Here is a 13,362-nt window from a genome sequence, read left to right on the forward strand (position 1 = left end):
AGAACTAAGAGAACTTTGTAAAAGTCTCTCTGAAGCTGTGTTAATTGGTGCAACGAGGCTTACATGGTCGGGCCAGCGGCGACTACGAGATCCAGAATCTATTTGCCGTCACAAATCTCTTCAACCAGATCCACCCGCCCCTCCAGCGCCTTGATGGCTTGGTCACGCAGGGCAAAGTCGCGGTGAGCATCAGTGGCCCGATAGCGCTCATAGGACGCCTCGTCCACCCGCGCTGCCAGAGCATCCACCCGACCACTGAGGATAGCGAGTTCAACACGCATCTGCTCGATGGTGCTCAACTGCCATGCCATCAGTGCAGCGACACCCATGGTCAACACGGTCTGGACATGCCGTTCCAGGCCACGACGGCGTTCAACCGTCACTTCTTGTGGGCTCACGAACGATCCCCTTTTTCAGAAATAAACACCGACCCAAGAGCAGCAGCAGCAGCCAGCAATTCGGTAATAGCGCTGGTCTCCTCTTGGGATAGACCAAACATGGCCAGTAAGATTGCGAAGCCACCCCAAGAGGAGGGCTCACGCACCCGGTTGAGAATGGTGTTGATCATTTGCTGAATGGGCATGATTAATAACTCCAGATCGTAGGACGGGGGCGGTTGGTATCGGCTTCCAGAGTATCCAGGTGGAGGAAGCGGGCTTGATGAGGGCCTCTTTGCCGAACGCCCACCCCTGTGAATCCGTGGTAAAGGGCCAAGGTCATCAGCTTGTGGGCATCCTCACCGGCAACCTGAATATCCACAGCCATCCCGGTAGTGTGGGGACCGCTGGGGCCAGTTTTGGAAACGGAGGCGTTATGATTGGGACAACGGTATGCGCTGGTGACGGGCATGGGCTTGTCGTATGCCCCCCGCAGATCCTCCAGGCGCTCCATAAATTCTGGGTCCATCTCTTGGGAGCCGCAGCCGCAGTGACATTCAAGCTCTGTGTGACTGAAATGGGGCCAACTTTGTTCAGACATGATCATCTACTCCGCCAACCAGCATGCGTAACATCACCCCGAGGATAGCCACAGCAATCAATCCAAAGATCAATGATGCGATCAGTGACCCACCCATCAACAGTGATGTACCCATTCAGATTCTCCCCACAAAAAGCCCGCCTCGAGTTTCCCCGGGCGGGCTAATGTGCAGTGTGCTCGTATTAATTGCTGGCCAAAGGAAGTTGCTTTCCCCTCAACTCTGATCGATTTGTCGATTCCAGTCACGTTTCCAGTGGTCAATAGGATCTTTTCTATTTGCACTTTTTTTTTGCGGTTCCCCGCACTTCCTCTCAATTAGAGTTCAAGTGAATGGATGTGCGTTAGGGCGTGCCGCATCTGGTAGACATAAAAAAATAAGACCGGCTGATTGGCCTTGAATAAAGATTCAATACACTTATGTAAGAAAAAATTGATATGATGCGCACTGTTGCCCTATTGCGTTTAGCTCGAAGATCTTAACAGGTTTCAAAATGTCTGATCTCATTATCCCATGTAAATCTGGCACGCTTAATTTTGAACAAGATTTGAAATTAAACGTCCCTAGCATTGACAAGCAGCACGAACAGCTTTTTCTGTTGGCAATTGGGGTTAGTCATGCAATTCAAGCTGGCGCAGACGAAGAAAGCATTAGAGTCAGTGCACTTGAGCTAGAGGCATATGTTCAAGAACATCTTAGTTTTGAAGAAAGGCTATTAGCCAGCAATAATTATCCTCAGCTCAATAGCCACAAATTAGCCCATTCGCGGTTTGTAAAAACGAACAGCGAATTGCAAAAGTCATTAGAAAGCTGTTCTGCGGGTACTTGCATTAAGCAGGCACCAAAACTATTTGATATGCTTACAGAGTGGCTAAGCGACCATATTTTGAGAGTGGATCGCATGGCTGTTGATTTCATGACTTCTAATGAAGTAGCCCCTAAGCCAAGGAATGCTAGGTTTAAGTTATCAGGCCGAGCATTAATCGAATTTGAGGGAGGGGGGGGCATGACAGGCAGATTAGAAAACATTAGCCAGTCAAGCTTGTTCTTGCATATTCCTCCGCCGATACCTGCTTGGATTAAGGAAAAAACCAAAGCCAAAATTCAACTCATGCCACTGGATCAGAAAAACAGCCGCCCTTGCACTGTTATACGGATTGAGCCAGAAAGAGGTATCGCCTTAGAGATTACTGGCCAACTTTCAACATCTAATATTTACCAAATCGCACAGCAAACTCCATAGATGAACGTCCTGATACTTCTGTTGCTCAATCATCTTTGGCAAAACTCATTTGTGTGAAAGACTACTACGGATAGCCAAAATCAAGCCTCCTGGGAGTAAGAGAACTTAACACTCACCATCCCTGGAAAGTTATCCGCTTTCAACATCAACATGCTGGACGAAATCTCAGATGCTGTTCACAATGGCAGCACAATACTGATCAAAATCGGAGGCTACTCCGACCTTCTAGACAGCTCAACACTTGGCCAGTTACTTCTGCTCCGCGAGAAAGTTGCGAAAAAACAAGGATCAATCAAGATTAAAGTATTAGATGATATCAATTTCAAAGTGATGCAAACTGCTAATTTCCATCGTCTTTTCAAGATTGAACCTGATTATTAAACCCCTCTTCGATCAGAAAACCCACCTCCAAATTGCCCTGGGGCGGGCTAATGTGCAGTGTGCTCTTGCTGACTACTGGATAAAGGGATTTGCGTTACCCTGTATCCGTTCTATCCTACGATTCCGTTCACGTTCCCAGTCATCGACTGGATCTTCCCTGTTCCAAACGTCAAAGAGCCGCCTCTGCTTTTTGCTGATTGGCAGCCCGTATGAGGCATTCATGTAGAAATAGGTCCGAGCAATATCACCACGCACTTCGGGGCGGGGCTCAACACGGTCGGTGTCCCAGTCGATCTCAAAATCACAGGCTCCGTAGGCTCTGGGCTCACCTGCGACCATAGAAAATGACCGGTTGCTGCGGTCGCCGTTGAGTTCGCCTACTGCAGGGACCAGATTGTGGAGATCAGACTCCATCGCTTCAAAGACGGGATCAACCTTGGCGCAGCATCTACGGCCTTTGTAAGCTTTGCTTTTTTTGGTTGTACAGATTGGCTCTCGCCAGCACTGACGGGTATGGCCAAAGGCGTGAGCAGGAACAACGTGTTCCCATTCAATGCGACTACCCCGCTTAGGATTTTTGCGGGGCTGATAGCCGCATGCTCCCGACCGAACTTCCTTATGCTTGGTATAGCTACAGCCGCAGTAAAATGTAGTGCGGTGGCCTTCAAAGACTTTGGGGAGAAGCTTTTTAGCTTCGCTGAACGAAGCAATGCGATGGGGGATTTGAGGATCAGCAGCTTGGGCGATGGCCGAGATGGTCATCAGCAGTGAGAGTGTCAAAGCTATAACTCGATGTTCAAGTTTTCAGCGCTTGACAGCCGTTCAAGGTGTCACGCCAACGCAGTTTTATACTTGAGCGACGCTGATGGGGCCTGCCGCCCCAGATCACGCCCAACCATGTGTTTTTCCGAGAGGTTCAGCCTGAACTGTTTAGCCAGTACGTCGGCCAATTGGGTCAATTCCTGCTCTGGTGCATTTGCGTTCAATAGATCGTGAATGAGTGCCACTAGGTTGTCGGCCTTGATGTGATTGATCAGGCTTCCCACAGTGAACGCGGGTTGTTTGTGTTTCAACTGGGCCAGTTGGTCTGGTTGGACCAGGAGACAATGATCAACCATCAGGCTCAGGATCAGGCCTTGGCTTGATCCTTCGTCACCTTGAAGCTTGGTCAGATTCCCCCAGCCCTCGTGGGCCTTCCAGTCCTGGAAAAACACCTCGATCAGCCACCTCAAGGTGAACACCTTCAGGATATCTTCCGTTCGCCACGTCAAGTCGGAGGCAAACAGGTATCGATAATCTTGTTCTCCGTCATATTTCAATGCAATAACAAAGCGCTTCACGCCATGTGCTTTCACATGGATGCGGGCGCTGCGAAACACGATGGCCCTGTTCTCTCCACCTCGGACCGGGAGCCTCCCCGTTACACCGGGATAGCGCTGGAAAAATTCCTCAACAGTCAGATCCCGGCTCAGGAAACGGACCTTCTGGTTCTTCCTCAACTGACTGACGCATTGGATGCCAGCATACAGGGATGACCCTTGGTCTACAAAATCAGCAGCTCCATAAAGTGCATCAGCCAGGATCGCCTTGACCTGCACCACAGCATGCCACTGCTTGAACTGCCGCAACAATCGCAGTGCCAATTCTGGTTTTGTCGGATAGTCCGGGTTCCTGGCCGGTTCAACTGGGCGCTTGCTTTTCAGAATCCCTTTGCGCTTCTGCGCTTTGACTTCCTTGCGCCAAACCGTCCGTGCCGGGTCTGGACGATAAAACGCAAACCCGACCGGAATCGTCACCATGTCGGCCACCAAAAGCAAAAAGACAATTTGCTGGCCAAAAAGATAACCGCCGCTGCTCTTGTCCCTCATCTTGTGGACATGTGAGATGCGGGTCGTGACCTTGGCCCGCCTTTTGTCCGTGTCATCGACCACCAGCACACCATGCGTGATCCCATGGCGACGCAAAACAACCCGAACGCTCATCTGAAACAGCCGCTCCCAGGGAATCTTGGAACTCCGAAACATCCAAGCCAGTGCCCCGAGGCCGTAGCGTCCCAACCCAGCCCGCTCAAACTGTGCCCAGCAGATCGAGTTGGTCAGCATGATCGCCATGATGCAGAAACCAAACCAGCTCCGCTGGCAGACGCTCATCCCAACCGAATGCGTATGCTGCTCCCGCAGGGCTCCATCAATCTCTTCAACAAAGGCGCTGATAAATGGCAGAGGTCGATTGAAAATCATCCGTCTTCCCTCCATGGAAAACGGGACATTGGTTCATCCCTGGAGGAAAGTGTAAAATAAAGCAGGGGCAGCAGGCCAGCCCGTCAGATAATGAAGGGTCTCGATTGAATCTTGATCCAGAGTCCGACGGGATGACACTGCTGCCCTTTTCCCCTCAGATGTCAAGCGCAGAAAACTTGAACATCGAGTATAAATCCAGGTTTTCCCATGCGATAAAACCGGCTCTTCAGCTCGGGCCCTTATTCACACGATCCAACAGGATCTGGCTGGCCTTGAAAGTTACAACGCGGCGCGCTGATATCTCCACATCTTCCCCTGTTTTTGGGTTGCGACCCTGGCGGGGTTTTTTATCCCGTATACTGAAGCCACCAAAGCCGGAGATCTTAACAGGCTCACCACTTTCCAGTTGGCTGCGGATAAGCTCAAAAACCGACTCCACGACGTCAGCAGACTCTTTCTTGGACAGACCAAGCCGATGGTAAACAGTCTGAACGATATCCGCTTTGGTCATGGTCACGGCTAATTCTCCCGCGTTTTCTTCGTAGAGGTGAAATCTCAAAAAAATATCGGAGGGTAGCGTTTCCGCATACGCCCCCGATTATGATGTGAACTATAGCAAATATTGCCAATGTGGCCTACCCACTAAAATGCCTAGGCATTTTTTTGTTGATTGAGTTTGGCTGAAAGAGTGGCCATGGCGATCAAGTAGCGCTGACGCGCAGTCTCCCTGCAGACACCGAGCTGAGCCATGATGAACTTCCACGGCACCTTTTCAGCCCGCAACCACACCAACTTGGCCTGATCTGGCTCCAGAGTGTGCAGCCACGACAGAGCTTCATCCATGCGGTCGATGGCGTCTGGGGTGGGCGGCCCCAGACGAACCTTCACGTCCTGCATTCCATAGCTTTCCCAATACTCACGCAAGAAGGGAGGCCAAGAGGAGCTGTGCCCACGGGGACGCACCCCATCCTCCGGCAGGCGTTTCATGGTGTTGGCAGCCTCTTCCATCCGTTTGGCCACAGCAGGCGCATCCCACTTCCTCTTAGGCATGGCACACCCCCTTACGGCGATGCCCGTAGAGGCGATCCCCCAGCTGCTTGACCAGCTCCCGCTCTGGCCAGGTCAGGCGGTTGTCATCCTCGGAGATCACCAGGATTCCATGACGATTCCAACCATATCGCTTCTGCTCATCCACATCCACCTGGCTGCTCTGAAACCGGGCCAAGGGGCTGCGGGGTTGGTTGGGTCCGCCGTTCATCGCGCACCTCCCTGGTCGATCTGCCAATGCAGCAGGGCCAAAGCGTCGGCCTCGTTGTCATCCTCCGGAGCATAGCCCAGATGCTTCATGGCATGGATAACCTGCTCCTTGCTGGCGTTGCCTTTGCCCGTAGCAGATTTTTTGATGCTGCCCACGGGTACCCCCATGTAGGGCACCTCGTGGTGCTCTGCCCAGGCTGTGAGATGGGCCAGGAACCCGCCATACACATGGGCTGCTGTCGTTCCGATATGCCTGCGCACCTCCTCAAACAGGATCTGTCCTACATCGCTGGTGAAGTGCATCTCATCTAGCCAGGCTTTGAACCTGACCCACTGCATACCGCCCCCTTCAAACCTGCCCAGCTTGAACGACACCGTGCCGCTGGTGATGGTCCCATCGGGGTGGTGCAGCGCCCACCCCAACTGGGTACCAAGATCCAGGGCCAACACTGTCCTGTTTTCATCTGTGCCCCGATGGGGCAAACTCTGAGTAGCCATATCTTCCTCCATTGGCTGATGTGGTCAGGACGGTGGTGCAGGTCTTGGCGGAGCTCACCACCGTCCGATTTGAATCCGCTCCCTTTGCCGGGCTGCGGAATTGTTGAACAGTCATTCATGATGGGGGGTGGGTTTCCATACCACCCCCATCTATATATTTATATATAGGGAAAGCCGGGAACCGGGAACGAGCTGATTTCTCCTTAAGTAATCAATAAGTTAAACATCTTCCCGGAATGGCCGGGAACGTTCCCGGCGGGAACGGTGTACCCTATACAATTCAATATGTTAACGTTCCCGGTTCCCGGATTTTTCCGGGAATGGGTAGGTTCCGGGAACGCATTTTTCCTCATCATTCAGCTCCAGATCCCAGCTGAAATTCACCGACGCCAAGTGCAAACTCACCCCCCGGAACATCGAGCCATTTTTTGATATGACTACCCGGTGCTACGCACTGCACTAGCCGTCCTGTTCGCAATAAGGAGTCAATCAACTCTGCTATCTTATGCTTGGAAAACGCCTGTAAGTCGCCTGGAAGCTCTGATCTGCGTTCAAAGACACCATTGCCGCCAGTTTTCGTGAATGGTTGGCCATTGGATGCTGCTTTACCCAGAGCCATGACAAGACTTTTACTTAAATCTTCATTGCCACTGATGCGCATAGCGAGGTCAACTGAACGATCTTGTAGTAACCCTGTCGATGATTCGCGAACATAGACCCTAACTGCTTTATCAACTGGCCAGTTGCTTTTGACCACCGCACCATTGAACACAGAGTCACGTTCATAACTGCGTTGCAATTGGGTGCAGATCTTGATGGATTCATCCTGTGAGGCTTCCCATAGGGCGTAAGACCAGCGCCCACCGTCAACTAGGGCAGTGGTGCCACGGATTGCTTCTCTGGCTTCACTGGCGCTGTGAATGGGTTTGCTACCCACTTTCTTGAAATGGTGCGCTACTAATGTGGTTGCCCCTGTTTCAGCAGCAATGCGGCCCAACCCAGCAAAGAACATGGACCCTGCGGCGGGGTCACTATTGACATCTCCGCCTGCAAAGCTTTGGAGTGGATCGATGACCACTAATCGCAGGTCTGGGATTTCCAATAGCTCCTGACGCATCTCCTCGTAGGCATCAGTGAGTACAGGGCCTTCACGACCCATGGCGACAAGGGGCATAGCACCACCTGCATTGGGCAGTGGAATCACAATCAGCCTTCTGGGATCTGGAAGATCTCCAACAAGCAGATTGAGTCGTCTGTGGATCTCATCTTGATCGTCCTCAGCGGTGAGCATGACCGCTGTACCTTCAATAGGGACCAAAGGACCTCCCAGCGCCTCTGTGGGAATGGGATTCCCTGTATGTATCTGAGCCACCTTGATGCAAAGGTCCAACAACAGCATGCTTTTTCCTGCTCCACCGATGGCGGCGACCATGCCGGGCACTCCGAGGGGAAGAACACCCTCAACCAACCACTCCCGTGGCGGGGGTGGGCCGTCATAACGGTCGAAGGTCCAATCCATCAGTCGGATGCGGCGTTTCCGGGTCTGTGGTTTCTGACGTGGTGTTCCATGGATGAAAGCACGCACATCCATCCCTTCAGCCATGGCATCAGCGGCATCCCATTTTTCAGGTTTCTCCTCCGGTGGAGTGAGAATGGATACTTCCCGAACACCCGCGTTTCTGGCGGCCTGTGAAGCCAATTGGGCGTACTCCCATCCTGCCTTGTCCCGGTCGGGCCAGATGATTACCCGCTTTCCCTGGAGAACACTCCAATCGGCACGGTTGATCTGTCCCTTGGAGCCCATGGAGGTGGTGGCCGGGATTCCCGCTTCGATGAGCGCCTGGGCGCTCTTTTCCCCTTCGACCAGCACCACCTCAGCGGCTTGCATGATTCCAGGTAGGTTGTAGAGGGGCGTCACCGCTGGCGACTGCCACTTGCCGGTGCGCACATCCAGAGGGCGGAACTGCTTTCGGCGGCCCGGAGGATCGTAACGGTAGACACAGACCAGTAGTTGGCCATTGGTATCGAAATAGTCCCACTTACCGGTATGGGGCCCCAGCTCATCCATGGGGGGTTCACGCCGTTGAGTTGGTTGCATCGAAACAGGTGGTAATCTCACGGACTCTCCCAGCCAGCCGCGCACATCATCCATGACGTCACGGAACTGGGTGCGGGTGTCCATGCCTCGTGACCGGGCCCACAGGTCCAGGATGTCGCCACCCGAACCTGCGGCATGGTCGTACCAGACCCCAGCCTTTTCGCCGGTCAGTTCTACCTTCATACTTTCACCGGGGTTGCCCTCCACATCGCCGATGAAGAACTGCCCATGACGAACCTTCCCGGCAGGCAGAAGGTGATACAGCACCGACTCAATCTGGCTCTGCAAACGTGCTTTGATCTCCTCCTTTTCATGATGCTGTTCTGCAACAGAGGAAAACTCCTGTTGCCCACCGGCATCATTGAAATCGAGATATGGAGCCCCATTATTCATGCTGATAGACTCCAGCAGCGATCTGCCCAGCTACACATACGGCACTGGAAGTGTGTCGATTCCCGGCTGATCCGGGGTAGTAGCTCATGGGCCTCTGTGGCTTTGATAATGCGCACAGCGCGATCGGACATCTTCTGCGCAAGTGGGGCATCAAAAGGCACCAGTTCGTGATGGATTTCGGACGTATCCTTGTTGATGGCGGTGAACAGCGCCGGGTTGGCCGAGATGCCCCCTACCTGGGGCTCCATATATGCCTGATAGATGGCGACCTGGGCTGCGTATACCGGCTTGGAGAGGGCCAACCCGCGCTTTACAGTGTCATTCCAGGATTTATTGTTGAGGGACTTGCACTCCCATAGACAGGGGTAACCCATGGTGATGCTGTTTGGGCCAGACACGATGATCCCGTCTACGTGGCCCTGAATCCGACCGCCAGCGGCTTCGAAGCCGAACTGCTCGCCATTAGGGCGATTACCCTTGGTGGTGAAGAGCTCGAATCCAGCCATGCGCAGCCAGCGAATCGCCATATCCTCAAACAGGTGTCCAGCGGCGAAAATGCGCAGGAGCTGCCCATCAAAATCCTTCCCCGTATCCTTGGGAGCATGGGCGTACTCAAACTGCAGCGCCCGTTCACAAGCCACTCCTAAACGGGATGCGCCCAGGTAGGTGCGAGGTGTCTGTTGGTGGTTTTCGTCTTCCAGAGCGACATCGATCAGGTGATTGATGGCAGAGGCGAACTCTCCTCCATTGTGGTTATAATCCAACATGGTCATGCCCCTTTCATACCCTGGTGGCATTCACGGAGGATCTCTATGGGATAACTATTGACCGACCCCCAGCGCTCATCGGGGACCTGTCCCATACGAATGGCGAGGTTCCGACACATCTCAGATGCCTTTATGCCCAGTTGCTTGGCATAAGCGAGAGGTGCAGGGATACTCTCTTTGCGGCAATAGGCCAATGCGGTCATATACCCGGTATCGCCGTCCATGTCTGATTGGCGTTGCGCCAATGCATCCAACTGCTGCTGTTGATTATGCTGCAGCTCCGCAATCTGGCTCAGTCTCTGCTCCTGTTCCCAGTTGGCCTTGGCCATCAGATAGAGCTGGTGGGCCGTGGAGGTGGGTGCCGCCTGAAAGTAGCGATTTACCAGTTCTCGCTGGACCTGCCATGCCAAGTCGTCCGTGAAGGATTTTACCAGCATGAGGTAGCCTGTCTGGGTCAGGAGAATTCCAGAAGATGCAAACTTGCTGAATCCAAAGGATTCCCATAGGTCGGTACGAAATTCGTCCTTCGATATTTTGGCAAAATCAACGTTCTCTTCAAATCGAGGACGGTTGTCGTGAAAGTTGCGTTTGGCCGTCCCTTCTGGCCGCTGATGAACCTGATCCACCATGGCAAAGGTGACAACACGGCTGCCTTTATATTCGATAACCGATAGAGCTGTTTCACCGACGGTTACCATCTGCATTTCGTTTTGAATCGTCATCATCGGGTCTCCTTCGGTTAAAACGGAATCTCATCCGGCTTGGCGCTGGCCATGTAATCTTGGTAGGCAGTGATAACCACCTCCACCATCGTGAGCACTTCCTCTTTGCTGTACTCCGCCAAAGGGCGCTGCATACCAATGCTGGCCACATACTCCCCAAGAGAGGGGAGTGCGGCGGCCATGGCAGCTTTTTCCAACTCAGTGGCATCCACCATGTTGTGAACCTCCAAAATCAGATCCTCCGGCACAGCTCTAACCTTGCGTAACAGCCAGATCAGAACGTGTGAGGAGTGACGTTTTAAATGACGCTGAAAGAGTGACCGCTCCTTACAGTTCAAGGCTGCCAGCCCTACCCGGCGGGTGCGCAAACCAGGCGGCAACTTGATCCATCCCCAATCCGGGTCGTGCCAGGTGCTCTTTCGGCGTGTCCATGCCATGGCCATCACGCCACCTCCGCCAGCGCCTGTCGGTCCGCTTCAAATATCAAACTGCGAATGGCAGCTTTATTGAAACGGAAGGTCAGCAGCGCTGATGCGTGGTAACGGGTCAGCCCCATATCCATGCGCATGGCTGGTGGCAGATATTGAAGCTGCTTATCCGTTGGGGGTTGGTTGAGCCAGGATTTGGTTTTATGTGCCGACTCATCGGTTTCGCTCTCATTGAGCCAGTCATCGGCGGCAGCAAGACAGATGGTACGTTCACCGATAGAGAGCAACTTGGTGGGCTGGCCCTTGGCTCCACCCACAGCGTGCCAGTTGCCATTGAGGAAGAAGATCCCACCCCAGGCGTGGAAGCCGTTGGCCACCATGGCGGCATCATCTCCGAACAGGTCAACCCAGCGGAAGCTGGAGCGTTTGAGCAGGTCCACCTCGGACATGATGAAGTCGGTGATGGATTCCGGCCCTTCTCCAGTAACTTCCGATTCCCACACATACCCACAAAGAGAGCACTCCCTGACTGCCAAGGGCACGATAGCCTGACATTCGGGACACTCCTTGGTGGGAGCCGCTCCCAGGATCTCCTTTCCATCCAGGTTAACGTCCTGCTCCAGGGAGCCGTGAAGGATAGATGAAGTGCCGAAATCCAGGACAATACAGTCGGTCTTGACCAGCCCAGGAAACAGGGCAGGATCTACGGTGCGCAGCCCGCGTCCCACCATCTGGATCATGGTGGATTTGTACGAGCTTGGCCGAAGCAGAACTACGCAGGATGTAGGTGGATGATCGTAGCCCTCAGTCAACACAGCCACGTTGACCACTACCATGGCTGAGCCTTTTTCGAATCGGGCCAGGTTGGCTTTCCGTTCTGCCGGGGACAGCTCGCCATGAATCATCACGGCTTCAACATCCGCATTGTTGAAAGCATCTGTGACGTTCTGGGCATGATCCACGGTGGAGCAGAATACGATGGTCTTTCGGGTGCCGGCTTTTTCCTTCCAATGTTTGATGACAGCCTCGGTGACCGGGGCCTTGTTCATGATCTGGGACACCTCGGCCATATCAAAGTCGTCTGCTGTCTTCCGTACGCTTTTCAACGCATCCTGAGTGCCTACATCGACAACGAATGTACGGGGTTTAACCAGATGGCCAGACTGGATCAATTCTCCAAGCCGCACTTGGTCAGCAACATTAGAAAAGATCGGTCTGAGAGCCTTTTTATCACCACGACCACTGGTGGCAGTCAGACCATAAATCATGCAGTTTGGGTTTATTCCTCTAGCCGAATCAATAATGCGGGTGTAACTGTTGGCCACCGCATGGTGGGCCTCATCAATTACCAGCAAATCCAGATCTGGCATGGCATCCAGATTTTTCTGCCGGGCAAGAGTGGGCACCATGGCAAAGGTGGCGCGCCCGCGCCACGATTTGCCACGGGCATCCACTACAGAGGTGGAAAGCCCTGGATTAACCTTAGTGAATTTCATCACATTCTGCTGGGTAAGTTCGTCCCGATGAGCCAAGACACAGGCTTTCCCACCACTTTTGGAAATCACACGACCAACAACAGCTGAAAGGCATATGCTCTTGCCCATGCCGGTAGGACCAACAGCCAATGTGTCACCATGTTCGTAAAGGGCATCGACCGATCTGCGGACAAAAGTCTCCTGTCGAGGGCGAAGGATCATTGATGGATCCTCCTGAATGGCTGTGTAAACATGCGATGAAGGTTCCAGCCACGATCAACGCGGTGTTGCAATGCCTGAGGTCGAACCCCAAGTTCCCGCGCCCAGTCAGAAACGGTTTGACGCTTACCATTCCACTCCAAATAACGATTCCTGGACGTATTGCTGGCTTGCCTTTCGATTGGAATGAAACGGCAGTTTGTAGGAGTGTAATCACCGTCCACATCGATTCGGTCGATAGAGAGCCCTACTTCCCATCCTTGTTCTAGTGCCCAGGTATAAAAAGCAGAACGGTCATCACGCCACTCTTGACACACACCGATGCCGCGCCCGCCATATCGCTCATAGCGATTTGTCTCTGGCCGATAACACCGTTTCATCATGTTGTCGTACATCCAATGAAGTTTGGAATGGTTCAAACCGTGTTTTCGAAGTATTTGAACGGCTGCTTTTGCTGCCTTGAGAATGGAAGCCTCTCTCGCACACTTACAGCCGATATTCTTTCCTTTCTTTACGGCTTCGTTTAGCTTCGAAGTGCTTTGGATGGTTTCAAATCCACACTCACAACGGCATTTCCAATGCCTTCCTGGCTTGGAAGTGTTGAAAGGTGAAAGGACGACAAGACGCCCGATCACTTTTCCCACCATATTTAGCTTAGCCATCTT

General features: G+C 53.0%; 18 protein-coding genes. 2 read left to right on the forward strand and 16 right to left on the reverse strand.

The window, feature by feature from the left end; genetic code table 11:
* Window positions 1-98: 98 nt before the first annotated feature.
* From MMC1_RS14495 to MMC1_RS22400, 4 genes are read right to left on the reverse strand one after another with little or no spacing between them, the layout of a single operon-like run.
* Window positions 99-398 (reverse strand): hypothetical protein, encoded by a 300-nt coding sequence (locus tag MMC1_RS14495; RefSeq protein ID WP_011712978.1) that lies wholly within the window; start codon window positions 396-398, stop codon window positions 99-101.
* Complete coding sequence (locus MMC1_RS14500) at window positions 395-583, reverse strand: hypothetical protein (protein ID WP_011712977.1); 189 nt, start codon at window positions 581-583, stop codon at window positions 395-397. Before MMC1_RS14500 ends, MMC1_RS14495 begins: the two co-directional genes overlap by 4 nt.
* Window positions 584-585: 2 nt before the next feature.
* Window positions 586-978 carry a D-Ala-D-Ala carboxypeptidase family metallohydrolase gene (locus MMC1_RS14505; protein ID WP_173361576.1) on the reverse strand — a complete coding sequence of 131 codons (393 nt, stop codon included), beginning with the start codon at window positions 976-978 and terminating at the stop codon, window positions 586-588.
* Window positions 971-1,093 carry a hypothetical protein gene (locus MMC1_RS22400; protein WP_265101278.1) on the reverse strand — a complete coding sequence of 41 codons (123 nt, stop codon included), beginning with the start codon at window positions 1,091-1,093 and terminating at the stop codon, window positions 971-973. Before MMC1_RS22400 ends, MMC1_RS14505 begins: the two co-directional genes overlap by 8 nt.
* 376 nt (window positions 1,094-1,469) lie before the next feature.
* Here MMC1_RS22400 and MMC1_RS14510 point away from each other — a divergent pair, with 376 nt between their 5' ends.
* Window positions 1,470-2,219 (forward strand): hemerythrin domain-containing protein, encoded by a 750-nt coding sequence (locus MMC1_RS14510; RefSeq protein WP_011714400.1) that lies wholly within the window; start codon window positions 1,470-1,472, stop codon window positions 2,217-2,219.
* Window positions 2,220-2,369: 150 nt separating this feature from the next.
* On the forward strand, window positions 2,370-2,600 hold the full coding sequence (locus tag MMC1_RS14515; RefSeq protein ID WP_041641264.1) for a hypothetical protein: 231 nt from the start codon (window positions 2,370-2,372) through the stop codon (window positions 2,598-2,600).
* 72 nt (window positions 2,601-2,672) lie between these two features.
* On the opposite strand, the gene MMC1_RS14520 is transcribed toward MMC1_RS14515, so the two are convergent.
* The 12 genes from MMC1_RS14520 to MMC1_RS20415 form a co-directional block, all read right to left on the reverse strand.
* The gene (locus MMC1_RS14520; RefSeq protein ID WP_011714401.1) at window positions 2,673-3,362 is read right to left on the reverse strand and encodes an endonuclease; all 690 of its coding nucleotides are present in this window, start codon (window positions 3,360-3,362) and stop codon (window positions 2,673-2,675) included.
* Window positions 3,363-3,430: 68 nt separating this feature from the next.
* Complete coding sequence (locus MMC1_RS14525; protein WP_011711816.1) at window positions 3,431-4,840, reverse strand: transposase; 1,410 nt, start codon at window positions 4,838-4,840, stop codon at window positions 3,431-3,433.
* 226 nt (window positions 4,841-5,066) lie between these two features.
* Window positions 5,067-5,357 carry an integration host factor subunit alpha gene (locus tag MMC1_RS14530; RefSeq protein ID WP_011712974.1) on the reverse strand — a complete coding sequence of 97 codons (291 nt, stop codon included), beginning with the start codon at window positions 5,355-5,357 and terminating at the stop codon, window positions 5,067-5,069.
* A 134-nt stretch (window positions 5,358-5,491) separates the two neighbouring features.
* Complete coding sequence (locus tag MMC1_RS14535; RefSeq protein ID WP_011714402.1) at window positions 5,492-5,890, reverse strand: DUF6362 family protein; 399 nt, start codon at window positions 5,888-5,890, stop codon at window positions 5,492-5,494.
* Window positions 5,883-6,098, reverse strand: a complete 216-nt coding sequence (locus tag MMC1_RS14540) for a hypothetical protein (protein ID WP_011714403.1) — start codon at window positions 6,096-6,098, stop codon at window positions 5,883-5,885. Before MMC1_RS14540 ends, MMC1_RS14535 begins: the two co-directional genes overlap by 8 nt.
* Entirely contained in the window at window positions 6,095-6,595 is a 501-nt protein-coding gene (locus MMC1_RS14545; RefSeq protein ID WP_011714404.1) for a crossover junction endodeoxyribonuclease RuvC, read from the reverse strand. Before MMC1_RS14545 ends, MMC1_RS14540 begins: the two co-directional genes overlap by 4 nt.
* Before the next feature lie 352 nt (window positions 6,596-6,947).
* Window positions 6,948-9,086, reverse strand: a complete 2,139-nt coding sequence (locus MMC1_RS14550; protein WP_011714405.1) for an AAA family ATPase — start codon at window positions 9,084-9,086, stop codon at window positions 6,948-6,950.
* The gene (locus MMC1_RS14555; protein WP_011714406.1) at window positions 9,083-9,859 is read right to left on the reverse strand and encodes a PD-(D/E)XK nuclease family protein; all 777 of its coding nucleotides are present in this window, start codon (window positions 9,857-9,859) and stop codon (window positions 9,083-9,085) included. The genes MMC1_RS14550 and MMC1_RS14555 overlap by 4 nt, the downstream gene beginning before the upstream one ends.
* A complete protein-coding gene (locus MMC1_RS20410) occupies window positions 9,856-10,578 on the reverse strand; it encodes an ORF6N domain-containing protein (protein WP_011714407.1) in 723 nt (240 codons plus the stop codon). The genes MMC1_RS14555 and MMC1_RS20410 overlap by 4 nt, the downstream gene beginning before the upstream one ends.
* A 14-nt stretch (window positions 10,579-10,592) precedes the next feature.
* Window positions 10,593-11,018, reverse strand: a complete 426-nt coding sequence (locus MMC1_RS14565) for a DUF6511 domain-containing protein (protein ID WP_011714408.1) — start codon at window positions 11,016-11,018, stop codon at window positions 10,593-10,595.
* Window positions 11,018-12,700, reverse strand: a complete 1,683-nt coding sequence (locus tag MMC1_RS14570) for a DEAD/DEAH box helicase (RefSeq protein ID WP_011714409.1) — start codon at window positions 12,698-12,700, stop codon at window positions 11,018-11,020. Before MMC1_RS14570 ends, MMC1_RS14565 begins: the two co-directional genes overlap by 1 nt.
* Window positions 12,697-13,359, reverse strand: coding sequence for a hypothetical protein (locus MMC1_RS20415; RefSeq protein ID WP_011714410.1), 663 nt, complete (start codon window positions 13,357-13,359; stop codon window positions 12,697-12,699). The genes MMC1_RS14570 and MMC1_RS20415 overlap by 4 nt, the downstream gene beginning before the upstream one ends.
* Between the last annotated feature and the right edge of the window lie 3 nt (window positions 13,360-13,362).

This window comes from Magnetococcus marinus MC-1 (assembly GCF_000014865.1).
Taxonomy (GTDB): domain Bacteria; phylum Pseudomonadota; class Magnetococcia; order Magnetococcales; family Magnetococcaceae; genus Magnetococcus; species Magnetococcus marinus.

What these genes read in the sequence shown, in the direction of transcription:
- MMC1_RS14500 (WP_011712977.1), bottom strand. Translation starts at nt 583, where the DNA reads ATGCCCATTCAGCAAATGATCAACACCATTCTCAACCGGGTGCGTGAG.
- MMC1_RS14505 (WP_173361576.1), bottom strand. Translation starts at nt 978, where the DNA reads ATGTCTGAACAAAGTTGGCCCCATTTCAGTCACACAGAGCTTGAATGT.
- MMC1_RS22400 (WP_265101278.1), bottom strand. Translation starts at nt 1,093, where the DNA reads ATGGGTACATCACTGTTGATGGGTGGGTCACTGATCGCATCATTGATC.
- MMC1_RS14510 (WP_011714400.1), top strand. Translation starts at nt 1,470, where the DNA reads ATGTCTGATCTCATTATCCCATGTAAATCTGGCACGCTTAATTTTGAA.
- MMC1_RS14515 (WP_041641264.1), top strand. Translation starts at nt 2,370, where the DNA reads ATGCTGGACGAAATCTCAGATGCTGTTCACAATGGCAGCACAATACTG.
- MMC1_RS14520 (WP_011714401.1), bottom strand. Translation starts at nt 3,362, where the DNA reads ATGACCATCTCGGCCATCGCCCAAGCTGCTGATCCTCAAATCCCCCAT.
- MMC1_RS14525 (WP_011711816.1), bottom strand. Translation starts at nt 4,840, where the DNA reads ATGATTTTCAATCGACCTCTGCCATTTATCAGCGCCTTTGTTGAAGAG.
- MMC1_RS14535 (WP_011714402.1), bottom strand. Translation starts at nt 5,890, where the DNA reads ATGCCTAAGAGGAAGTGGGATGCGCCTGCTGTGGCCAAACGGATGGAA.
- MMC1_RS14540 (WP_011714403.1), bottom strand. Translation starts at nt 6,098, where the DNA reads ATGAACGGCGGACCCAACCAACCCCGCAGCCCCTTGGCCCGGTTTCAG.
- MMC1_RS14545 (WP_011714404.1), bottom strand. Translation starts at nt 6,595, where the DNA reads ATGGCTACTCAGAGTTTGCCCCATCGGGGCACAGATGAAAACAGGACA.
- MMC1_RS14550 (WP_011714405.1), bottom strand. Translation starts at nt 9,086, where the DNA reads ATGAATAATGGGGCTCCATATCTCGATTTCAATGATGCCGGTGGGCAA.
- MMC1_RS14555 (WP_011714406.1), bottom strand. Translation starts at nt 9,859, where the DNA reads ATGACCATGTTGGATTATAACCACAATGGAGGAGAGTTCGCCTCTGCC.
- MMC1_RS20410 (WP_011714407.1), bottom strand. Translation starts at nt 10,578, where the DNA reads ATGATGACGATTCAAAACGAAATGCAGATGGTAACCGTCGGTGAAACA.
- MMC1_RS14565 (WP_011714408.1), bottom strand. Translation starts at nt 11,018, where the DNA reads ATGGCCATGGCATGGACACGCCGAAAGAGCACCTGGCACGACCCGGAT.
- MMC1_RS14570 (WP_011714409.1), bottom strand. Translation starts at nt 12,700, where the DNA reads ATGATCCTTCGCCCTCGACAGGAGACTTTTGTCCGCAGATCGGTCGAT.
- MMC1_RS20415 (WP_011714410.1), bottom strand. Translation starts at nt 13,359, where the DNA reads ATGGCTAAGCTAAATATGGTGGGAAAAGTGATCGGGCGTCTTGTCGTC.